This is a genomic window from Proteus faecis, from assembly GCF_003144395.1.
GTDB classification, from domain to species: Bacteria; Pseudomonadota; Gammaproteobacteria; order Enterobacterales; family Enterobacteriaceae; genus Proteus; species Proteus faecis.
In genome coordinates, this window is record NZ_PENZ01000034.1 from 228,699 (window position 1) to 251,338 (window position 22,640).

Here is a 22,640-nt window from a genome sequence, read left to right on the forward strand (position 1 = left end):
CTGTGATTAATCCAAGGTAACTTCTTCTTTAGCTCGACGTTGTTCGGCTTCTTTTTTCGCTTTAACTCTGGCAATAGCGGCAGCAACAGCAGCTTTACGCGGATCGACTTCTTCCGCTTTAGCATGTTGCTCAGGTGCTTCATCAACTGTTGATTGGGTTTGTTGAGCTTCTTTTTTCGCTTTATCACTGGCAATAGCGGCAGCAACAGCAGCTTTACGTGGATCGACTTCTTCCGCTTTAGCATGTTGCTCAGGTGCTTCATCAACTGTTGATTGGGTTTGTTGAGCTTCTTTTTTCGCTTTAACTCTGGCAATAGCGGCAGCAACAGCAGCTTTACGTGGATCGACTTCTTCCGCTTTAGCATGTTGCTCAGGTGCTTCATCAACTGTTGATTGGCTTTGTTGAGCTTCTTTTTTCGCTTTCACTCTGGCAATAGCGGCAGCCACAGCAGCTTTGCGCGGATCGACTTCTTCCGCTGCAGTATTTTGTGCAGGTGCTACATTAGTTGTTGCTTCTGTTTGCGCTTGCTGTGCTTTCTTGGCTTTAACTCGAGCTAATGCGGCAGCAACAGCAGCTTTACGTGGATCGACTTCTTCCGCTTTAGCATGTTGCTCAGGTGCTTCATCAACTGTTGATTGGATTTGTTGAGCTTCTTTTTTTGCTTTTACTCTGGCAATAGCGGCAGCAACAGCAGCTTTGCGCGGATCGACTTCTTCCGCTTTAGCATGTTGCTCAGGTGCTTCATCAACTGTTGATTGGGTTTGTTGAGCTTCTTTTTTTGCTTTTACTCTGGCAAGAGCCGCAGCAAAAGCAGCTTTAAGTGGATCGACTTCTTCCGCTTCAGTATTTTGTGCAGGTACTACATTAGTTGTTGCTTCTGTTTGCGCTTGCTGTGCTTTCTTGGCTTTAACTCGAGCTAATGCGGCAGCAACAGCAGCTTTGCGCGGATCGACTTCTTCCGCTTTAGCATGTTGCTCAGGTGCTTCATCAACTGTTGATTGGGTTTGTTGAGCTTCTTTTTTTGCTTTTACTCTGGCAATAGCGGCAGCAACAGCAGCTTTACGTGGATCGACTTCTTCCGCTTCAGTATTTTGTGCAGGTGCTACATTAGTTGTTGCTTCTGTTTGCGCTTGCTGTGCTTTCTTGGCTTTAACTCGAGCTAATGCGGCAGCAACAGCAGCTTTACGTGGATCGACTTCTTCCGCTTTAGCATGTTGCTCAGGTGCTTCATCAACTGTTGCTTGGATTTGTTGAGCTTCTTTTTTTGCTTTTACTCTGGCAATAGCGGCAGGAACAGCAGCTTTACGTGGATCGCCTTCTTCCGCTTCAGTATTTTGTGCAGGTGCTACATTAGTTGTTGCTTCTGTTTGCGCTTGCTGTGCTTTCTTGGCTTTAACTCGAGCTAATGCGGCAGCAACAGCAGCTTTGCGCGGATCGACTTCTTCCACTTCAGTATTTTGCACAGGTGTTTCATTAGTTGTTGCTTCTGTTTGCGCTTGCTGTGCTTTCTTGGCTTTAACTCGAGCTAATGCGGCAGCAACAGCAGCTGTGCGCGGATCGACTTCTTCCCCTTCAGTATTTTGCACCGGTGTTTCCTTAGTTGTTGCTTCTGTTTGCGCTTGCTGTGCTTTCTTGGCTTTAACTCGAGCTAATGCGGCAGCAACAGCAGCTTTACGCGGATCAGCATCTTCGTTCTTGCTTGCTACATTCTCACTTGAGGTTTCTAGTGCTTTTTGTTGTGCTAGTTTAGCCGCTTGTTTTGCTCTGACTTCTTCTTTGCGTTTTTTACGTGCGGCAATAGCAGCTGCGTTATCAGGCTCTTCTCCCGCTTTAACAGAAATAATTTTGCCGATACTTTGTTTCGCTTTTACACGAGAAAGTGCTGATTGAACTTCACCGTGATCTTTATCATCAAGTTTAACTGCTGCGCGTTGATGTCTTGCTTCACGCTCAAGTTTTTCACGCTCCATACGTATTTTCTTCGCTTCAAAACGTGCTTTGGCTTCTGCCGCGCGTTTTGCTTCTGCATCAATTTCTCGTATTTCTGCTTTTTCTTGGCGATAGTATTGAACTAGCGGAATATTACTTGGGCAAACAAATGCACAAGCACCACATTCAATACAATCAAATAAATTATGTTGTTGTGCTTTCTCATGCTCTTTACCTTTACTAAACCAGTAAAGTTGTTGAGGTAATAAACCACTAGGGCAAGCATCAACACAATGACCACAACGGATACAGGCTTCTTCAAGGTTATTTGTATCCATCTCTTCAGCTGAAGGAATAAGTAGGCAGTTCGTTATCTTAACAACAGGAGCATTTAAGTCTGGTAAGGTAAAGCCCATTAATGGTCCACCCATAATCACCATTTGTTCAGAGCCTGCAACAAAACCCGCTTGTTTTAGTAATGAGTAAATAGGTGTACCTAAACGCACCCAAAAATTACCTGGTGTTTTAGCGCCATTACCTGTGACGGTGACAACACGTTCAATTAATGGCTCATCATCAATAATGGCACGTTTGATGGCAACAACAGTACCGACGTTTTGCATTAAAACGCCAATATCAGATGAACGACCACCAGATGGTACTTCTTTGCCCGTTAAGATTTTGGTGAGTTGTTTAGCACCACCTGATGGGTATTTTGTTGGAATAACACGAATGAAAATACGTTTTTCATCAGGTACTGTACTTAAGGCGTGTTTTAATGACTCGATGGCTTCAGGCTTATTATCTTCAATACCAATTAGCACTTCATCTGGAGAGAGAAGGTGAATTAAGACCTGACACCCTGCAATCACTTCATCAGCATGCTCCTGCATTAAGCGATCGTCGGCAGTAATATATGGTTCACACTCTGCTGCATTGATGATAAGTGTTTTAATAAGATTGCCACCACCTTTTAATTTTGTGGCTGTTGGAAATCCAGCTCCACCTAATCCCGCAATGCCTGCTTCATGAATGCGAGTGAGTAAAACCTCTTTACTTTGTGATTGATAATCCACAAGAGGGAATTGTTCACGCCACTCATCTTTACCGTCAGATTGAATTCTTACTGCAATTTCAGGTAATCCAGAAGGGTGAGTACTTGGAAAAGGTTCTATTGCTGTAACTGTACCAGAGATAGAGGCATGTACAGGCAATGTCCTACCAACTCCTCGTGTTAACGGTTGACCTTTTAATACATGTTCGCCTACGCTGACACAAAGTTGACCCGGTACACCTAAATGCTGATGAATAGGAATAATGACTTCATTAGGTAATTGCGCTATACGCATTGGTGTACGACTTGACTGCAATTTCATTTCAGGAGGATGAATACCGCCTTTAAAATCCCAGATTTTATCTTTTTTAAATAACGAAAAGAGATTAAACATGAGCGTTATCCTCCGTCTTTAATGACGGTTCATCTTCTGGTGTTTCTTCCGGCTCTGCGGGAATGTTTTTTACCGGGATTGTATTTAAATCCCATTTCCAGTTTGAGGTTGTGACTTTGACAGGAATTAAAGTTATGCAATCAGTAGGACATGGAGGAACACATAAGTCACATCCGGTACATAAGTCTTCAATAACAGTGTGCATAGCGCGTGTTGCACCCACAATGGCATCAACAGGGCACGCTTGAATACACTTAGTGCATCCTATGCAATTATCTTCATCAATTAAGGCGACTTTTCTAATTGGATTTAATGCTTCTTCATCACCATCGAGTGGTTGAGGCTCAACACCCATTAATTCCGCTATTTTTAACATCACTTGTTCGCCACCTGGTGCACAACGGTTAATCATTTCACCATTGTTTGCAACAGCATCTGCATAAGGGCGACACCCAGGATGACCGCATTGCCCGCATTGGCTTTGCGGTAATATTGCGTCAATTTTTTCGACAATAGGATCTTCTTCCACTTTAAAACGACGTGCGGAATATCCCAAAATTAGCCCAAAGATAAGACCTAGCGCACCGAGTACGCCAATTGCTATCCATAAAGAATTCATTACAGTTTCACCAAACCACTAAAACCCATAAAGGCGAGAGACATTAAACCTGCGGTAATTAAACCAATTGAAGCACCTTTAAAGGGTGCGGGTACATTGGCGACGGCTAAACGTTCTCGAATAGCTGCAAATAATACCATTACCAAAGAGAAACCGACGGCGGCACCAAAACCATAAACGGCAGATTGCATAAATGTGTGAGCTTGATTGATATTTAATAATGCTACACCTAATACAGCACAGTTTGTGGTAATTAAAGGTAAGAAGATCCCTAATAAACGATAGAGTGTCGGGCTTGTTTTTCTTACAACCATTTCAGTGAATTGTACAACTACTGCAATAACTAAAATAAAACTCAGTGTGCGTAAATAAAGTAAGTCCAAAGGAACTAAAATAAAATTATCCATCAGCCAAGAACTAATCGAGGCGAGTGTCATAACAAAGGTGGTCGCAAATCCCATACCAATCGCAGTTTCTAATTTTTTTGATACACCCATAAATGGGCATAAACCAAGGAATTTGACGAGTACAAAGTTATTCACCAATACGGTGCCGACGAATAGAAGCAAGTAATCAGTCATTGTTATGCCAAAATTGTTAAACAGAGAAACAAAAAGCCTCCAGAAATAAAGAGGCTAAACAAGCGTATATAATATCAAGGGTAAAGACGTGAAGTTATCGAACTTGTGTGAAAGTTTCACGGACACGTTTAGAGTACTTGATATAGGGCACAAAGCAGACAGTCGAGAAAACAGACCATAGAAGGGATTGTAATGCGGTTTGGTCGTCAACAGGCGCAAAACCAAAGCTCTTAATGGCTAATAGTAAGTTGATAAGCAACCAAAAAATAAACAGGCGCGGAAAATTTTTAGCACGATAAAAAAATTGTCTTAGTAGATAAAGTGTAAAACTAAACATTACCCACGTTGTTAACGCGGAAAGATACCAACTTGATATCAAATGAAAAGGAAGCTGGTGGAGGATCGAAAAATCTGAAAAATATTTAATAACATAGAGAACAGACATTAACCCAGAACCGATAACTGACAAGATCATATAAGCCAATGGCGCAAGCAACCACCCGGTAATAGGCGCTTTTCCTGAAAGGTTATTCTGCGTGTTTGCTTTGAGATCAAATTTCATTAATTAATTATTCCTACTCGTATGTATAGAACTAAACGGGATATTATCACAAACTTTGTTATTATTTATTTAGCTACAAAAGTGAAAGTGATTTTTGTTAAAAAAAGCATATAAAAATAGGATAGGGTTATGGCAATTAAACTCAATGTTGGAATTATCGGGTATGGCTATGCAAGTAAAACTTTTCATGCGCCGCTGATAATAACAACCGATGGCTTAAATCTTAGTGCAATTTCAAGCTCTGATGAAAATAAAGTAAAACAAGATTTTCCTCATATGACGGTTTATGCCGACCCTCAAGCACTTATTAACGATCCCTCAATTGACTTAATCATTATTCCAACACCGAATAATACTCACTATTCACTGGCTTCACAGGCTCTGAAAAAAGGTAAACATGTCATTGTTGATAAACCGTTTACACTGACACTGGAAGAAGCTGAAAAATTGACTCAGCAAGCAAACGATGCGGGTAAACTTCTTTCCGTCTTTCATAATCGCCGTTGGGATTCCGGTTTCTTAACCGTTAAAAAGCTTTTAGCTGATAAAACACTGGGTGATATCCGTGCCTATGAAGCGCATTTTGATAGTTTTCGTCCAACGGTACGTCAACGTTGGAGAGAAGATGCAGGAATTGGTGGCGGGCTTTGGTACGATCTCGCCCCTCATGTTCTTGACCAAGCGATTTGTCTATTTGGTGAACCTAAAGCGATTACGGCTAATATTGCACAATTACGCCCTAATGCAAAAAATGCCGATTACTTTCATGCATTACTAGAATATGACAATCTTAGAGTTGTCCTTCATGCTTCGATGTTAGTTGCGTCTCCAACACCTATCTTTGCTATTCATGGAACAAAAGGAAGCTATGTTAAGTATGGTTTGGATACCCAAGAAGATGCCTTAAAAGCGGGTTATCTTCCTAACCAAACTTATAATTGGGGAATGGATAATAATGATGGTGAATTAACAATACTATCAGAGTCTGGTGAGTTAGAGACAACGACACTTACTACACTTTCTGGTGATTATCCCGCTTACTATCAACAAATTTATCGTGCAATTACATTGGGTGAAGAAAATCCCGTTACGCCAATACAAGCAACAGCCATTATGCGTTTGATTGAAGCTGGCGAAATTTCTAATCGTTTAAAACAAACTATTACGTTATAAGCCAAAGGGAGCACTAAATCTAATGTCTTGGTGGCAAAAATTAAAACTCGATCCTTTTCTCATGATTATGATTTGTGTGGTGACGCTTGCAACACTCCTACCCGCACAAGGCGATATTAAAGTCTTATTCCAATATCTTACGACCGGCGCGATAGCACTGCTGTTCTTTTTACATGGCGCGAAGCTTTCTAGAGAAGCGATATTGGCAGGGCTTGGGCATTGGCGTTTACATCTTACTGTATTTGCTAGTACCTTTATTCTTTTCCCTATTTTAGGGCTCGGATTACAAGTTATTGTACCTGAATGGATGTCACCGACTGTCTATATGGGTTTTTTATATCTTTGTGCATTACCAGCGACGGTGCAATCTGCGATTGCCTTTACTTCTGTTGCTGGAGGAAATGTCGCTGCGGCTATTTGTAGTGCATCTGCATCCAGCATTCTTGGTGTTTTTCTTTCACCGCTATTAGTCGGTTTTTTAATGCAAACGCAAGGCTCTGCGAGTGACTTTGATACAGCCGGTGCTATTCAGTCTATTTTACTACAATTGATGGTACCTTTTATTATTGGTCACTTATCTCGACCTTTAATTGGCCGTTGGGTTGATAATCATAAAAAATTAGTTAATAGAACAGATCGTTCTTCTATTTTGCTGGTGGTATATGTGGCATTTAGTGAGGCCGTTGTTGAGGGGATCTGGCATAAAATTGATGGTTGGTCGCTATTAACGATTACTGTAGTGAGTTGTATTCTGTTAGCGATTGTGATTTTTGTGAATATGTACAGTGCAAGATTGCTTGGTTTTAATAAAGAAGATGAGATCACCATTGTTTTTTGTGGTTCCAAAAAGAGCTTAGCAAATGGTGTACCCATGGCGAATGTGTTATTTCCTGCCGCCACCGTTGGGGTAATGTTATTACCACTAATGATATTCCATCAGATCCAATTAATGGTTTGTGCGGTATTAGCACAGCGTTATGCCAATCAAACTAAAAAAGCCGAAAAGAAAGAGCGTATTTAAGCTGGTGGATAATCAATAAGATCAATCAGATATTAATAGTGAACTAAATGAGAAAAAAGCATCGATTTTACTTTTTTACCGGTGCTTTTTTATTGGCTATGATGGTCATGATTTTCTTTTTTATCGGCTAATAAAGGTCGTTGAGATTTAAAAGGAAGTGGTAAGCCGAATATAAGATAAATTAAGAAAACAAATCCCATATTTAAATAGTCGGATTTATGATTTTTCACATCAACCTTTAATTCACACTCGATGGGTTCTAGCTGGTCGCTAATAGTATATTTACCTTGGTAAAGTTCATTCAGCATAGTCTGAGCTTGTTCAAATTCTTTATCGTTGACGAGTAATTTTACGCCCCCAATTGCTTGAGCATATACTTGGTTATTCCAAACAATATTTTCATCTAAAAGGATCACATCAATGCCTTCTGATTGAAGAAAACCCGCTTCTATCGAAGCATCAAGCGGTGATAGATATTGTGCTAATAATTTATATTGCCCCCTTGTTGGATGAATATTCCACATAGTTTTTCCTTAATAATTACCCTTTGAAAATTAATTCTAGTCTAAGAGTTATTAAGAATTCCATCCATTTTTAATAAATAAAAAAACCACCTGATAAACAGATGGTTTTAATCAATAAATGATTAGATATTAACGTGAACTCACTTTTTTAATTAATGCATCACGTTCGGCTTGGCTAATAAAGGCCATTTTTAAGCCATTAATTTGTGTTTGGCGGATTTGCTCTGGTGTTAACCCCGCAGCAGGTGCTGCAACAGTATATTCATGTTTTAGTTCAATACCTTCAACTGCAGGATCATCGGTATTAAGAGAGGCAATAATGCCATGCTCTAAAAATGTTTTTAAAGGATGCTCTGCTAACGAATTGATCGTACTGGTTTGAATATTTGATGTTAAGCAAGACTCAATACCAATTTGATGTTCGGCAAGATAGTCCATTAAACGTGGATCTTCAATTGCTTTCACTCCGTGACCAATACGACTTGCACCTAATTCTTTAATTGCATGCCAAATACTTTCTGCACCAGCTGCTTCACCAGCATGAACTGTAATATTCCAGCCAGTATCACGAGCACGGTTAAAATGGGGTTGGAATAAATGGCCTGGAAAACCTAATTCATCACCGGCTAAATCAAGTGCTGTAATTTTATCTTGATGTTTTAGTAAGCCATCTAATTCTTGTTGGCAGGCGTTTTCACCAAAGGTACGGCTTAAAATACCGATTAAACGAATATCTACATCGTGTGATTGCTGTGCGCTTTGTACACCATCAATAATGGCTTCCACGACACCCTCAACCGGCAACTGATGTTTCATTGCCATATAATAAGGTGAGAATCGCAATTCAGCGTAATCGATACCTGCATTAACTACATCCACCACGTTTTCATAAGCAACACGATGACATGCGTCTAAATCTGCTAAAACTGCTACACCCCAATCTAATTTTTGTAAAAAACTAACAAGACTTGGCTCGTTTTTTGTGATTTGTACATGAGGTCGCAATGCTTCTAATTCATAAGCAGGTAGTGCAATATTATGTTGTTTTGCTAACTCTAAAATAGTTTGTGGACGAATATTACCATCTAAATGACGATGTAAGTCGGTTAAAGGCAACTGTGTGTCAATCACGTGTATTTTCCTTTTTAATAGAAACAATGAAAATCTATCGTTTATAGTGATTTTCTTATAATTGGGTAAATATAAATAAGTTGCAGATTATTATGACTGATTTTTATTTTATGCACTAACAAATAAACTTAAATTAGCTATTTTTAAAACTAAAAATGCAGTTTTTTCTCGTTTTTTAGTTGAAAAATAGAAGATGGAAAAAAGAAGTGTTTATTTATTAGCTACTACATTCAATTTAATTGACGTGTATTATCAGACAGATTGATACATTAAATGTTAATTTGAAAAAAGATCAATCATTATAATTGAAATGTCCTATCAGTTATTTTGATAGTTTTAAATGAAAGCACGGATATAAAAAATATATTAAATATCAATTTATTATGATTTTGTTTAATAAATTAATGCTTATTTTTGTTTAAGGTGTTTTTTAGATAAAAAATGAAAATATTATTCTTATAAAAACAATAAAGTTAGTTTTTATTTTAAATTATTTATAGAAAATAAAAGGGAACTAAAAAATAGAATATCCCTTTTATTAAATAAGGAATAAATGATAGGTGATTATCGCCATAATAGGGGAGCTGTTAGCGAGATATATTTAACTAGATGTAATTATTTACAAAATAATTTTTTAATAGATACCTATTTATTTAAAATTAAGGAAAATAAATATGAATGAGAATTCTGATTTTAGTTTTGAAAATAATAAAATAAAAGATCAACTAATGCCCAAAATGCTTCCACCTTCATCCTCAAATAATCTTACTTATGGATCACAAGTCGTTACTGGTGATGGTGTGATTGCGTTAGATTTAGTTGTCGTGATTGATACCAGTGGTTCAATGTCTGATGAATCGTCGGATTTAAGTAAAGAAGTGGATGATGCAATACAAACTGCACTTGAACAATGTCCATCAAAACTGAGAGTGACCTTTTTAGGTATAGAAGGTACATGGGATGATACTAAATTTGATCAATCAGCCAGTGACTATTTAAAAGCGCTAGGAGTTCCTGAAAGTCGTTTACAGGCAAGAAAACCATTTAAAGAAGCAGATGGGCGTGATCATGCCGGCAATAAAGAGGATTTATGTCGTGCAGTAATTGATTTAAGTAAGTATTTTGATTGGCGTGACGGTGCCCGCCGCGCTATTTTTGTGTTGGGTGATGAAGGAATGGAAGGGGGCGGTGGTGTTCTTACAAATGATGCGGTTAGAAAAAATGATGAAGCTATCTCTGTAGCTCAGAACGAAAAAGTCAAAGTGTATACCTATCAAGGAACACCTGATAATAAAATAACGAATTTAGATCGTTTCCCAAGTATTGCTGATAGAGATAGTATCACAAGAGAATATCAACGTTTAGCAAGAGAGACAGGAGGGCGCTCATATATCTATACTACAGGTATTGCGCAATTTTCATTAGTATTACAAGAAATACTCTGTGATAGCTTGACGTTACCGGATATTCCTAAACCGGATGAAAAAACATCTAACTGTAATCAGGTCTGCACACAACTCACTTCTATTATTTCCACTGTAAATACTCTTGCGGGAATAATTAATAAAGCTATTGATTCTTGTTGCAAAGATGAATGGAGTCATCACCATATTCCAGCTAAAGATCGCGATTGTTAATTAAAACACGATGCTAAAAAAATACCCCATTATGTTATTTTACAAATGGGGTATTTATTGTTTTAACGACTGACCGTTCTAACAAAAAGTTAATTATTGAGCTTGTGCTGGTTGCTCAGGAATTAAGATGTCTTGTTCTTCGATAATGGCTGGATCTTCGGTCATTTCTTCTTGATAACCTTCTTCTGAATAATCAGAATCATCATAATCATAAGATGATGCGCCCATACCGAATAACATGGCTGCTAAACCCAACATTTGAGGTGCTTGGGTGACTTCCATAAATTCATCAAAAGTATAAGTTTTACCATTCATGGTGAATTTATCTGCAGCATAGTTCAGTTTCATGCTTAATGCTTTACCATCCTGTGCAAGTAACATCAATGGTAATGCATCTTTTTCGTCTTGAGAAATTTGATTGATATTTTGTTGTAACTCAGCTTTTAACTGTTCAATATCAGTCGCTGTTGTTGCTTCAATCTCTTTTTTCTCTTCATCTGTCAATGCGGTTTCTTGGTAACGAGCAGCATCAAGATATTGAGTGGTGTTACGGAATTCAGCTAACATTGGAAGAGATAAATCAATATTAAAATCGATGTTTTTAAACAGATAGTTAAATAACTCTGCTGGTGATTTCTCTTGGCTTTCTAATACTTTAACGTTAAAAGCATTTAAGTCTAAGTTAAAGGTTAACTTACTTGCACCACTTTTATTGGTTAAAGAAGCTTCATCAATACGGAAAACTAAGCCTTTTTCTAGAACATCACGAACGGCTTGTTCAACCATTTCTGAATTGTCGAAATGATTTTTATTCCATGGTAACAATGAGTTGTTATAAACTTTGGTTAATAACAACATCGCATCTGGATCAGCTTTATCAATGGAATAGCCAAATTTACCAGCACCAAATTCTAGTCCTGCAACATTCAGTGACTTAAAGTCATAAGTTTGAGAGATGTTAAAGAGCTTATCTTTGATATCACTTTTTGTCGTCAGAGAAAAATCTTTCAGTGAGAAATCAGATGCTTTGTCTTTACTGGTATGTGCGATTTCAGCAAAATTTAATATTTGTTCATTAAATAAGTACTGATCGTTATTAACTTTTGTTCCAACAAGAGAACCAGAGATATTTTTAATTGTGAAAGTTTCTTCACCATCTTTAGTCACAACAACTTGATCACCTTTAATTTTGGTTGCAAAGTTTGTTGCATCTTTGTCTGATGAATACTCAACAGTGATAGGTGTCGTTTTAACTGTGCCACCATTTTCAGCAAAATCGATAGAATTTAGTGTCGCGGTACCGGATACTGAACCATCGAAAGCTAAAGAGGTGTGACCATTAAGAATAGATTTTTCTTTAGTTAGTTTGAATAACTCTTTTGTTGAGTTGTTATCAACCAACGTATTATCCATCGCTGCTAATTTTGGCGCTAAATTAAATTTAGCCAGATCAGAAAGAGGGAATGGACCGTGGTCAATATCAGTAGAGAAAATAATTTCTTCTACTTTTTTTTCTTGGCTTGCATCACTAGCATCTTTTGAAATCACGACAGCAAAGTCTGCATTAGAGGTGAAAACCCCTTTTTTATAGTCACGAATTTCAAGTTTAACATCAGCATCAAACTGTGCATTTTTAGCAAGTTGAGCCAATTGTTCATTAGCTAGTTTCGTTTCTTCCTGTAAGCGACTTTCAATTTTGCTGCCCATGTACCATGACGCACCAGTCCAAACAACACCGAGTGCGACGATAACACCAACAGCGACAAGCGATTTCTTCATAATTCTAGTCCATCCTCTGTGTACATCTGGAGATGTACGTTATAAAGGCTGTTTTGTAACCCTTAAACAACCCGATAAATTGGTGATAAATTTTACTAAATTTAAATATAGATAATCCACATGTATGTATCGCCATCTATACTAACTGTAAATATAGATTTAGTGGAATAAAATCGCAATCAGAACTTACTTAGTTAATTGCTAACATAATGAGTTTAAAGCAAAATGAATATGATTTATAAGATAGTTTAAATCAGGATTAAAGTGCTTTTTTCTTGCTCATTTTTAGATTTGGACAACATTTAATTGTGATGTAATTCTATTTATGATTAATAACAATAGATCATAATAAATGTAGATATAAATATGAAGGCTTAAATAATAACCTTAGCAATAAAATAAGATTGCTAACCGTACTTTTTAAAAAAATCAACAGATTTCATTCTGTTATAATTTTCATAAGCTCGCTTTAGCTCTCATATTTATTATTCTGTTTATGGCATGATATTGGTATCCGAGTTATTTACTAGAAAGTGATTCGGAACTAATCAATTATTCTGTGTACTTAAGGAGATTGAAATGGCAGCCACTCGCATTGAAAAAGACTCAATGGGACAAATCGAAGTACCAGCTGACCAGTTATGGGGAGCTCAAACGCAGCGTTCTCTTGAACACTTCCGTATTTCAGTTGAAAAAATGCCTGTTGCGCTTATCCATGCGCTTGCTCTCACGAAGAAAGCAGCCGCAGGTGTTAACATGGATTTAGGTTTATTACCCAAAGAGCGCGCTGATGCAATTATCGCAGCTGCAGATGAAGTGCTTGCAGGTAAACACCCAACTGAATTCCCATTAGCAATCTGGCAGACCGGTTCTGGCACTCAATCAAACATGAATATGAATGAAGTGTTAGCTAACCGTGGTAGTGAGATACTTGGTGGTATCCGTGGCATGGAGCGCAAAATCCATCCGAACGATGATGTTAACAAAAGTCAGAGTTCAAATGATGTGTTCCCAACTGCCATGCATGTCGCTGCTGTTATTGCATTACGTCAGGATTTATTGCCAGAATTAAAATCACTGCTGAAAGTATTCAAAGAGAAAGCAGAAGCTTTCCATGATATCGTTAAAATTGGTCGTACACACCTGCAAGATGCGACACCACTAACATTAGGTCAAGAGATCTCTGGTTGGGCTGCTATGCTTGAGCATAGTATCAAACATATCGATGATTCAGTTCCTCATGTTTGTGAATTAGCGCTAGGTGGTACAGCGGTAGGTACGGGATTAAATACCCATCCAGAATATGCTGTGCGTGTTGCTAAACGTATCGCTGAATTATCAGGCCAGCCTTTTGTAACAGCGCCTAATAAATTTGAAGCATTAGCAACTTGTGATGCATTAGTTCATGCACATGGTGCGTTAAAAGGTTTAGCTGCATCATTAATGAAGATTGCTAATGACGTGCGTTGGTTAGCTTCTGGCCCTCGTTGTGGTATTGGCGAAATCGCAATCCCAGAAAATGAACCAGGTAGTTCAATCATGCCAGGTAAAGTTAACCCAACACAATGTGAAGCATTAACAATGTTATGTGCTCAAGTAATGGGTAATGATGTTGCAATCAATATTGGTGGCGCATCAGGTAACTTTGAACTGAACGTTTATCGTCCAATGATTATTGATAACTTCTTACAATCAGTTCGTTTACTGGCTGATGGTATGCGTAGCTTCAATGAGCACTGTGCAATTGGTATTGAGCCAAATCGTGAACGTATCAATAAACTACTGCACGAATCATTAATGTTAGTTACTGCATTAAATACTCATATTGGTTACGATAAAGCCGCTGAAATTGCGAAGAAAGCGCACAAAGAAGGCTTAACGCTAAAAGAATCTGCATTGAAACTGAACTACCTAACATCGGAAGAATTCGATAGCTGGGTACGTCCAGAAGATATGGTTGGTAGCATGAAAAAATAAGTGTTAAACACGCTTATTTAACCGATATTAAATCCCGCTATAATGGCGGGATTTTTAGATCTTATAGGAAAAATAATGATTGAAGAAATTAGGTTTACGGCGACAGAAGTTAATTGCTATGTCGAAGATGATGTTACCATTATCGGAATAGGGGATGATGCTGTTTCTCCTGATCATTTCATTATTCTTTCAAGATTTGATGAAGAAGATGAAGATATAGATAATTCAATTGGTTTAATGACCCATTTATCTGATATTGAAGCCATTAATTCGCTTGAAAAAATCACCCTTGAACGCAAAGAGATTATTTTTGCATTAAAAAACAATATGATAATAACAATTTATTTAGATATTGAAGACAATCACTTTGTTCAGCTTAATGATTATCTTCAGCGAATTATTCAAGGAAGCTCAATTAAACTTATTGAAAAATAAGATATTCTCTACTTTTCAAGATATAAATGCATTCTTGGAATAATTAATTGTAGCTTTTTAGCTTTAGGGCGATGACGAATTTGAATGTTATTGGCATCATAATCAGGAAGTTCGCCAATAACAGGTTTAAAGTCGCTCTCTTTATCAATATAGAAAGCTAATAAAGGCAAGGGGCATGCATATTGCACTTGTTTTTGAAGTTCTGAATACCAAACTCGCGCAATAGGTTGCACTTTGACTGGACGCTTTATTTTTAATTTTGCATTTTCAGGTAATTGAGAAAGAGTGATGATCTCTTTGTCCAGACGTTCAGCCCATTGTTCACTAGTATAAGGAGGAACTGCACGATTAGCCTCACGGCTTTTTTCTAATTGGGTTAATACCTCATTACGCGTTAAATTCTTAATAATATTCTTATTTGCCCAACCAAAACGCACCGTATCTGGATCAGAGAGTAGGGTGAGGGTACGATAAGCATTGAGTGTAATTAAGCCTTTTAATTGATTATGGACGAAATCGAAGCGTTCTTCTTTCGATACACCAGACTCTTTAGTCACTATATTAGAAAGCTGTTTTTTTAATAAATTAATTTGCTCAACTTGTTTTTTTACAGACTTAAATGTTTGGTTATCAGCACTAAAGCAAAGCACACCAGGTAAACGAATAGCGCGTTTACTACTAATATGTGGGGCATTATCATAAATAAACAGGTTAGCAATAAGTTTTAAGGTAAGATCCAGCGCGTCTTCGTTATAACTTGGTGACACTGTAACGTAATCAACTTCATCATGCTCTTCTTCTTTGCTCACATCGGGTAATTCAAATACAGCAGAAGGTAATAAAGTGAGCGTTCTAAGCGAAGCCGACAACGCCTCAATCTCTGTTTCTAACAGTTTAAAGCAATGATTAAATTGCTCGATTAAATCATATTTGTTCACTTTCACATCCTTATTTAGTTACAACATACAATAGACCTTTACTTAAAACGATACATTAACTTCAGTGAAAAGTACATTGGTCTAATAGGGAAAAATGAGGAAAATACGGCATGCTGTATATAAACACAGTATGCCGTAAAATGGTCATTATTACAATTTAAAGGGAAATTCTTAATCATAATGATGTTTAAAAGTTAAAATCTAATAAGGTTCTAACAAATCAACATCCAGCTACTAGAGTGGTTTTAGCAAATAAACACCTAGTTAACACAAAACACCATGTTTATTGATTTTGTACCCATATATCATCACCACAATCAGGGTGTGTTGGCGGGCATTCTGAAGAAGCGATAGTTGTTGTCGAGAGTAAAATAAAAGAAACGGAAAGTGCCATAAGTAGTTTTTTAAAATAATTCATTATATTTATCCTTTGTGGTTGGTTTGTCATCGCCATCTTAAAAAAGGGGGAAAGTGTAATCAATATTCTTAATTATCAATTAACTATTACTTTTTATTGATGCCAACAATTAATTTCTAAGTGTGCTGTTTAAACGCAATGCAATTAAAAGCGCAATAGTCATTAATAGGGCGATAAATAAACCTACGCCAAGCCAACCGAAACTCACCCAGAATAATCCACCTACGGTACCTGCAAGACTAGAGCCCGCATAGTAAGTAAAAAGATAAAGGGAGGAGGCTTGGGCTCTTCCGCGCTTTGCGCGACGACCAACCCAACTACTTGCGACGGCATGTGCCGCAAAGAAACCTGTCGTTAAGATAAGCATCCCAATAAAAATAATGGGCAGTGATTCAATCAAAGTAATCAATATGCCAATTAACATCATTGAAATGCCAGCAATAAAGACCTTGCCTAAACCGTATTTAGTGGTTAATAAGCCCGCTTTAGAGGCACTATAGGTACCACTTAAATAGACGATAGAAATCAGCCCCACAGTAGTTTGACTTAATGAATAGGGTGCATCTAATAAACGATAGCCAATATAGTTAAATAAAGTAACAAAACCGCCCATCAATAAACCACCTTCAATAAATAATAAAGGCAGCCCTTTATCCCTAAAATGCAATTTAGTGGTAATAAGAAGATTACGAGGTTTTAATGCGGTCGGTCTAAAGTGCTGTGAAGCAGGTAATATCTTCCAGAAAGTAATTGCAGCGAAAAGAGCAAATATACCTAGAATAACAACGGATAAACGCCAAGAATAATAATCACTTAATACCCCTGTAATAACGCGTCCGCTCATTCCTCCAATAGAGTTCCCGCTAATATACAAACCCATTGATAATGCGAGATAAGCGGGGTGAATTTCTTCACTTAAATATGTCATTGCTACTGCTGCAACACCACTTAATGAAAGCCCAACTAAAGCTCGCGTCATTAAAATGCCTGTCCAACTATTCATGGTTGCACTTAATAATGTAAAGAATGCGGCACAAAACAGCGCGATAACCATAACATTTTTACGACCATAGGCATCTGAAAGTGGGCCTGTGATTAATAATCCACACGCCATTAAAGCGGTTGAAAGTGAGAGTGCCAAACTGCTGGTTGCAGGGCTGATGGAGAACTCGTTAGATAATATTGGCAATATGGGTTGCACAAAATAGAGTAAAGCAAATGTCGCTAACCCGACCATAAAAAATGACACTGTCACTTTTATGTATAGCGCATCATCACGCTGAATATAGTGTTTAGGATTAGATTGGCGATGAGCAGTTGATCTATTGTCTGAAATATCAGCGCCTAAGCTCACACTTTTACTGTCTATTTCGTGAGTGTCCATATTGATTAAACTTCCATTACTTAAATTTGATTTATGTCAATGTTAAAAATATTTGATTTTTTTGTCTAATATATTAATTATTGGAAATAAGACTTTTAAAGTATCAATAACAATATGAGAGAAATATGAATATTGAACTTAGGCATTTACGTTACTTTATTGCTGTTGCAGAAGAACTTCATTTTGGTAAAGCAGCAGAAAGGTTAAATATTTCTCAACCTCCTTTAAGCCAACAAATACAAGCGCTTGAAAGTGAAATAGGCGCTAGACTCTTAGAGCGAACTAACCGTTCCGTTTCGTTAACACCCGCAGGACAAATGTTTTTAAAAGAGTCATATCAAATAATGGCGCAGGTCAACGCAGCCGCAACGCGCGCCGCTAGAATGGAAAAAGGTGAGTTAGGTGAGATTTCAATTGGTTTTACTTCAACAACGCCTTTTATGCATTTAGTCACCTTAAGTTTGCGGCAGTTTAGAGAAAATTACCCAGAAGTCGGTATTCATATGCATCAAATGAATACAAAACAACAGATATCGCCGTTACTGACTGGGCGTATTGATCTGGGGATCATGCGAAACACGACATTACCCGAAAATTTGCACCACCAGCTGTTATTTCGTGAGCCTTTTATTTTGGCGGTTTACGAAGGGCATCCTTTACTTGCATATAAAGAAACGGGGGTCAATATTCAGGATATCGGCCAATATCCTTTTGTTTTCTTTGAAAGAGATGTCGGTACGGCACTTTATGATGAGATTATTCAATTACTTAGTCTATCAGGAATTACGCCAACTATTGCACAAGAAGCGGGTGAAGCCATGACGATTTTAGGGTTAGTTGCAGCTGGGCTTGGGATTTCTATTGTGACAAAATCATTTACGCGAATGAAAGTTGATGGGGTGCATTATCTACATTTTGCAAATTCTCAGGCGTTCTCTGAGGTTTGGTTAGTTTCACATAATAAACGTGCTATTCCTGCAGCGGCGAATCGATTAACGCAATTGCTGTTGAAAAATATCCTAGATCACCAAAAATCTTGATTTATCTGTGTTTTTGATCACGATTTTTATGTAAGTATTGTACAATTATCACAAATTGACGACATAATCGGTAATGAATTATTTGGAGCCTCGAATTAATTATGGCTCTTTAATTAAGGAAGCATTCAATGGGGAATCAACCTAGCCACATCGATCACGTAAAACAATTCAATCTTGGCACAGTCTTTCGTTTGATTGATGAGCATGGTCCCATTTCTCGTATTTCATTGTCGAAAAAGGCAGAGCTTGCGCCAGCAAGTATTACTAAGATCACGCGAGAATTAGTTGAAGCGCATCTTATTCATGAAACGGAGTTTCCTGATGTTGGATTCCGTGGCAGACCAGCAGTCGGATTAAAATTAGAAAGCCAAGGCTGGCAATTTCTCTGTATCCGCGTTAATAAAGGTAACTTGCTTTTTAGTTTAAGAGAATTAGACAGCAAACTGGTTACTGAAGATACGTTCGATTTTCCCAAAGAATATAGCGATGATTTTCTTAATCACTTTTTAGTTGCCATTGATAAATTCTTTGAACGTTATCAATCACATGTTGAAAGACTAACGGCTATTAGCATTACAATGAATGCCATTGTTGATCCCATTAGCGGTGTTATTTATAGCTCGCCTTATTATGATATTAAAGACATACCACTTGCCGATAAAATCCATGAAAAAACGGGTGTCTCTGTATTTTTACAGCATAGTGTAACTGCATGGACAATGGCCGAATATTTATATGGTGCGGCAAAAAACAATTCAGACGTTCTGCAAATTGTTATCGATGATATTGTTGGAGCTGGCGTGATAAGCAATGGAAAAACATTGCATTCTAACAGTCATAGCGCTGTTGAAATCGGGCACACTAAAGTTATCGACTCTCAAAATAGCTGTTATTGCGGGGCAACAGGGTGTTTAGAAACAGAAATTGCCATTCCTCAATTAATCAAAAAAGCCCAACTATTAGCTCAAGAAGATCCCACTTCGTTGCTAAACAAATATCCTATTACTGTTGAGACATTGTGTGATGCAATATTAATTGGCGATAAATCCGCGCTCGAAATTGTTAATTTAGTGGCTCAGCGATTAGGTTTTATTTTGGCTGTGATGATTAATATCTTTAATCCACAAAAAATATTAATTGGTTCACCGCTTTGTCGCGCTAAATCCATTCTTTTTCCTTTGATCTTGAACCAAGTTCAACAGCATGTCATGCCACGTTATGCTCAGTCTTTGATTATTGAAGAAACAGAGTTAAGAAACAAGGGGACTTTGCCTGCGGCTTCGCTCGTAAAAGAAGCACTCTACAATGGCTCTTTGTTAATTGAGTTGATGCAAGGATAAATCAGGTAAAATAAACCGTAACAAAAGTGTTTTATAAGCGTAAATACATCAATTGATCATTAACGAATTCTCTATTTTCTACCAATTAACTAAAAAATTGAGCTATCTCAAGCCACCCGAAACAGTGTTACCCTAAACTCTAATCTCTGTCATTTTTTATGAACCTGATTTATCTGTCATAACGGAAGTAAATTATATGTTAACACGCTTTTTTGTTACGGGGACAGATACCAACGTGGGTAAAACTGTTGTAACCCGAGCACTTCTTCAGTCATTAAATCGTGGCGGGTCAACGGCAGTGGGTTATAAGCCTATTGCAACAGAATTGCATGAAACGGCTGAGGGTGAACGTAATCGTGATGCTATGATTATTCATAATTCATCGCCAGTTGAAGTTCGCTACGACGAAATTAATCCTATTTTGCTTGATAATTGTTATATTAGTGAAAATGAAATTGATTTTAATAAAATTTCAAATGAGCTAGACAATTTAAGTAAAAAAGCAGAGTGTGTTGTTATCGAGGGTAATGGTGGTTGGCGTTATTTACTCGATGATAATACCTTTTATTCTGATTGGGTGGTGAAAGAACAAATCCCAGTTGTTTTGGTTGTTGGTATTCAACCAGGCTGTGTCAATCACTCAATATTAACTGCGCAATCTATTATCAATGATGGTGTAAAATTAGTAGGTTGGGTTGCGAACAGAATAAATCCAGGATTACCTTATTACGCGAAAATTGTGGAAAGGCTGTCTCAGCATATTCCTGCACCGTTGATTGGTGAAATCCCGTATTTGTTACGTCCTGAAGAACGTGATCTCTCTTGTTACCTCGATTTAAGTCAGTTAGAAATCGCTGTACCTGCTTAAGAGAGAATATAAATAAGTAATCAAGTGGATTGCTATCTGTTTTTAAACGATACCAAACTTGTTACTTTTAAGCGCCTGATGAGTAAATTCATTGGGTGTTTTTGTTTTTTCTGATTTAGTCACAAGCATAACTAATGATAAAAATGACACATAAAGTTAAGACTAAATAAGATAAAACAAATTAGATAATAGATAACATGTTGATAAATTAGAAAAGTAGTCATTGATAAATAGTGACAAAGAGAAAGGGCGCTAATATTGCGCCCTTTTTAATCACAAGATCTTATCAGCTATAGATTAATGACGAGTATAGATAATTTTCTTGCTATCATTTTCGCAAGTTCCGACAACTTTACCTTCTGTCTGTGCAACTTGGTCGTTCTCAACGACAGTTAAAGTAAAGTTAGCGGCTGGCACACCATTATTAACGATTTTTTGTTGAATAGACTCAACGACTTCATCACAACCTGCATTCGCGGCTAAAGGTGCAAACGCAACCAGTGTGGCCATTACAGCAAATACATATTTTTTCATATTATTCTCTCCTTGTTTTAGCGGGCAAAAACATCACTGTTTTACACTATTTACTTACGGGTTAACAGGGCGACCAGTATTACTATCTAAACAACGACGCGTTTCTGGTTCCCAATATGCGTAGACATTCGCGCTTTTCAGACAAGCATCTCGCTCATCAATGGCTTTATCTACTTTATTAAATTCGATTTTTTCCCGCTGATTGATTTGGTTACGAAGCTCTCGCTTTTGATCCCAATCTTCTTTCATTTGTCGAGCTTGTTCTTTATCTAAAACATTGTCATAGCCATCGCCATTAATGGTTACATTAGTCGAAGCGGCAACAGAAGAAAAAGAAGACACTGATAAACCAAGAAATAAGGAGAACACCATGGTTCTGATGACCTGTTTCTTAGTTAATGTGTTTATCATGGTTGCTATCCTCTAAAGTTATGTAGCTATTGCTCTCAATGACTATTATATCTTAATAATTATAGCTGATACCTTAATAAAAAATGCGTTTTCAGTGTGTTTAATTTTGACGATGGACACTTAACCCTGCAAATGACTGACTCACAGGCATCATTTCTAGTGTATTGATATTCACATGAGCAGGTAATGTTGCTGTCCAATACACTGCTTCTGCCACATCTTCAGGTGTTAACGCATTTGCATTTGCATAAGTTTGTTCAACCTTATCACTATCACCTTTAAAACGAATTAATGAAAATTCTGTACCACCAACAAGCCCTGGCTCAATATCAGTCACGCGGACTTTTTTGCCTTGGAGATCTGCTCGCAATCCTAAGCTAAATTGCTTAACAAAGGCTTTAGTCGCGCCATAAACATTACCACCCATATAAGGCCAAGACGCTGCTGTTGAACTGATATTAATAATATGGCCTTTGTTTCTTTCAACCATAAAAGGAAGAATAGCACGAGTGACATGAACTAAACCTTTATTATTTGTCTCGATCATTGTATCCCAGTCATCAAGGCTTGCTTTATCCGCGGTATTTAAACCTAAGGCTAAGCCAGCATTATTGACTAACACATCAATTTCACTCCATTTTTCGGGTAATTGTTTGAAAATTTCACTGACTGCTTTTTTATCTGTAACATCGAGTTGTAATGGATAAAATTGTTCACCTAGCTCTTTATGTAAGCTATTAAGTTTATCCAAACGACGAGCAGTACCAATAACTTTATGTCCATGGCTGATAAAATGACGAGCAATGGCTTCACCAAAGCCAGCAGAAGCACCTGTGATAAAAATAATCATTTAATTTCCCCTCAATAGTCATAGTAATTGAAAGTAAAAG

At 37.5% G+C, this 22,640-nt stretch carries 21 protein-coding genes; 8 read left to right on the forward strand and 13 right to left on the reverse strand.

Going from position 1 to position 22,640, the window contains the following annotated elements; all coding sequences use genetic code 11:
• Positions 1-6: 6 nt before the first annotated feature.
• From rsxC to DK858_RS10695, 4 genes are all read right to left on the reverse strand, one after another.
• Complete coding sequence (gene rsxC / locus DK858_RS10680; protein ID WP_410110867.1) at positions 7-3,378, reverse strand: electron transport complex subunit RsxC; 3,372 nt, start codon at positions 3,376-3,378, stop codon at positions 7-9.
• Positions 3,371-3,997, reverse strand: a complete 627-nt coding sequence (gene rsxB, locus DK858_RS10685; protein WP_109397377.1) for an electron transport complex subunit RsxB — start codon at positions 3,995-3,997, stop codon at positions 3,371-3,373. Before rsxB ends, rsxC begins: the two co-directional genes overlap by 8 nt.
• Positions 3,997-4,578: an electron transport complex subunit RsxA gene (rsxA, locus tag DK858_RS10690; RefSeq protein ID WP_006536930.1), complete on the reverse strand. Its 582-nt coding sequence runs from the start codon at positions 4,576-4,578 to the stop codon at positions 3,997-3,999. The genes rsxB and rsxA overlap by 1 nt, the downstream gene beginning before the upstream one ends.
• A 94-nt stretch (positions 4,579-4,672) precedes the next feature.
• The gene (locus DK858_RS10695) at positions 4,673-5,140 is read right to left on the reverse strand and encodes a DUF2569 domain-containing protein (protein ID WP_099075330.1); all 468 of its coding nucleotides are present in this window, start codon (positions 5,138-5,140) and stop codon (positions 4,673-4,675) included.
• Positions 5,141-5,269: 129 nt separating this feature from the next.
• On the opposite strand from DK858_RS10695, the gene DK858_RS10700 reads away from it, so the two are divergent.
• Together DK858_RS10700 and DK858_RS10705 are read left to right on the forward strand one after the other, a co-directional pair.
• Complete coding sequence (locus tag DK858_RS10700; protein ID WP_109397378.1) at positions 5,270-6,313, forward strand: oxidoreductase; 1,044 nt, start codon at positions 5,270-5,272, stop codon at positions 6,311-6,313.
• Between the two features lie 22 nt (positions 6,314-6,335).
• On the forward strand, positions 6,336-7,334 hold the full coding sequence (locus tag DK858_RS10705; RefSeq protein WP_109397379.1) for a bile acid:sodium symporter family protein: 999 nt from the start codon (positions 6,336-6,338) through the stop codon (positions 7,332-7,334).
• An 89-nt stretch (positions 7,335-7,423) separates the two neighbouring features.
• On the opposite strand, the gene DK858_RS10710 is transcribed toward DK858_RS10705, so the two are convergent.
• Together DK858_RS10710 and add are read right to left on the reverse strand one after the other, a co-directional pair.
• Positions 7,424-7,858, reverse strand: coding sequence for a putative signal transducing protein (locus DK858_RS10710; RefSeq protein ID WP_109397380.1), 435 nt, complete (start codon positions 7,856-7,858; stop codon positions 7,424-7,426).
• A gap of 129 nt (positions 7,859-7,987) precedes the next feature.
• Positions 7,988-8,989, reverse strand: a complete 1,002-nt coding sequence (gene add, locus DK858_RS10715) for an adenosine deaminase (RefSeq protein ID WP_109397381.1) — start codon at positions 8,987-8,989, stop codon at positions 7,988-7,990.
• A 674-nt stretch (positions 8,990-9,663) separates the two neighbouring features.
• On the opposite strand from add, the gene DK858_RS10720 reads away from it, so the two are divergent.
• Positions 9,664-10,626: a vWA domain-containing protein gene (locus DK858_RS10720; protein WP_109397382.1), complete on the forward strand. Its 963-nt coding sequence runs from the start codon at positions 9,664-9,666 to the stop codon at positions 10,624-10,626.
• Positions 10,627-10,719: 93 nt separating this feature from the next.
• On the opposite strand, the gene DK858_RS10725 is transcribed toward DK858_RS10720, so the two are convergent.
• Positions 10,720-12,405, reverse strand: a complete 1,686-nt coding sequence (locus tag DK858_RS10725) for a YdgA family protein (protein ID WP_109397383.1) — start codon at positions 12,403-12,405, stop codon at positions 10,720-10,722.
• A gap of 579 nt (positions 12,406-12,984) precedes the next feature.
• Between DK858_RS10725 and fumC the strand changes: the two genes are divergently transcribed.
• Both fumC and DK858_RS10735 read left to right on the forward strand, forming a co-directional pair.
• Positions 12,985-14,382, forward strand: a complete 1,398-nt coding sequence (fumC, locus tag DK858_RS10730; protein ID WP_109397384.1) for a class II fumarate hydratase — start codon at positions 12,985-12,987, stop codon at positions 14,380-14,382.
• Positions 14,383-14,457: 75 nt separating this feature from the next.
• Positions 14,458-14,817 (forward strand): hypothetical protein, encoded by a 360-nt coding sequence (locus DK858_RS10735; RefSeq protein ID WP_109397385.1) that lies wholly within the window; start codon positions 14,458-14,460, stop codon positions 14,815-14,817.
• An 8-nt stretch (positions 14,818-14,825) separates the two neighbouring features.
• Here DK858_RS10735 and tus read toward each other — a convergent pair whose 3' ends face one another.
• The 3 genes from tus to DK858_RS10745 form a co-directional block, all read right to left on the reverse strand.
• Positions 14,826-15,755 (reverse strand): DNA replication terminus site-binding protein, encoded by a 930-nt coding sequence (gene tus, locus DK858_RS10740; protein ID WP_109397386.1) that lies wholly within the window; start codon positions 15,753-15,755, stop codon positions 14,826-14,828.
• A gap of 283 nt (positions 15,756-16,038) precedes the next feature.
• Positions 16,039-16,173: a hypothetical protein gene (locus DK858_RS18420; protein ID WP_267128368.1), complete on the reverse strand. Its 135-nt coding sequence runs from the start codon at positions 16,171-16,173 to the stop codon at positions 16,039-16,041.
• Positions 16,174-16,282: 109 nt separating this feature from the next.
• On the reverse strand, positions 16,283-17,557 hold the full coding sequence (locus DK858_RS10745) for an MFS transporter (RefSeq protein ID WP_109397387.1): 1,275 nt from the start codon (positions 17,555-17,557) through the stop codon (positions 16,283-16,285).
• Positions 17,558-17,682: 125 nt separating this feature from the next.
• Here DK858_RS10745 and DK858_RS10750 point away from each other — a divergent pair, with 125 nt between their 5' ends.
• The 3 genes from DK858_RS10750 to bioD all read left to right on the forward strand — a co-directional run bounded on the left by DK858_RS10750 (position 17,683) and on the right by bioD (position 20,805).
• The gene (locus tag DK858_RS10750; RefSeq protein WP_109397388.1) at positions 17,683-18,597 is read left to right on the forward strand and encodes a LysR family transcriptional regulator; all 915 of its coding nucleotides are present in this window, start codon (positions 17,683-17,685) and stop codon (positions 18,595-18,597) included.
• 128 nt (positions 18,598-18,725) lie between these two features.
• Complete coding sequence (mlc, locus tag DK858_RS10755) at positions 18,726-19,937, forward strand: sugar metabolism global transcriptional regulator Mlc (RefSeq protein ID WP_109397389.1); 1,212 nt, start codon at positions 18,726-18,728, stop codon at positions 19,935-19,937.
• A 196-nt stretch (positions 19,938-20,133) separates the two neighbouring features.
• Positions 20,134-20,805 (forward strand): dethiobiotin synthase, encoded by a 672-nt coding sequence (gene bioD / locus DK858_RS10760; RefSeq protein WP_109397390.1) that lies wholly within the window; start codon positions 20,134-20,136, stop codon positions 20,803-20,805.
• 297 nt (positions 20,806-21,102) lie between these two features.
• On the opposite strand, the gene DK858_RS10765 is transcribed toward bioD, so the two are convergent.
• The 3 genes from DK858_RS10765 to ydfG form a co-directional block, all read right to left on the reverse strand.
• Positions 21,103-21,339 (reverse strand): DUF1161 domain-containing protein, encoded by a 237-nt coding sequence (locus DK858_RS10765; RefSeq protein ID WP_099075341.1) that lies wholly within the window; start codon positions 21,337-21,339, stop codon positions 21,103-21,105.
• A 54-nt stretch (positions 21,340-21,393) separates the two neighbouring features.
• On the reverse strand, positions 21,394-21,750 hold the full coding sequence (locus DK858_RS10770) for a DUF1283 family protein (RefSeq protein WP_109397391.1): 357 nt from the start codon (positions 21,748-21,750) through the stop codon (positions 21,394-21,396).
• Between the two features lie 100 nt (positions 21,751-21,850).
• Positions 21,851-22,600 carry a bifunctional NADP-dependent 3-hydroxy acid dehydrogenase/3-hydroxypropionate dehydrogenase YdfG gene (gene ydfG, locus DK858_RS10775; RefSeq protein ID WP_109397392.1) on the reverse strand — a complete coding sequence of 250 codons (750 nt, stop codon included), beginning with the start codon at positions 22,598-22,600 and terminating at the stop codon, positions 21,851-21,853.
• Positions 22,601-22,640 lie beyond the last annotated feature (40 nt).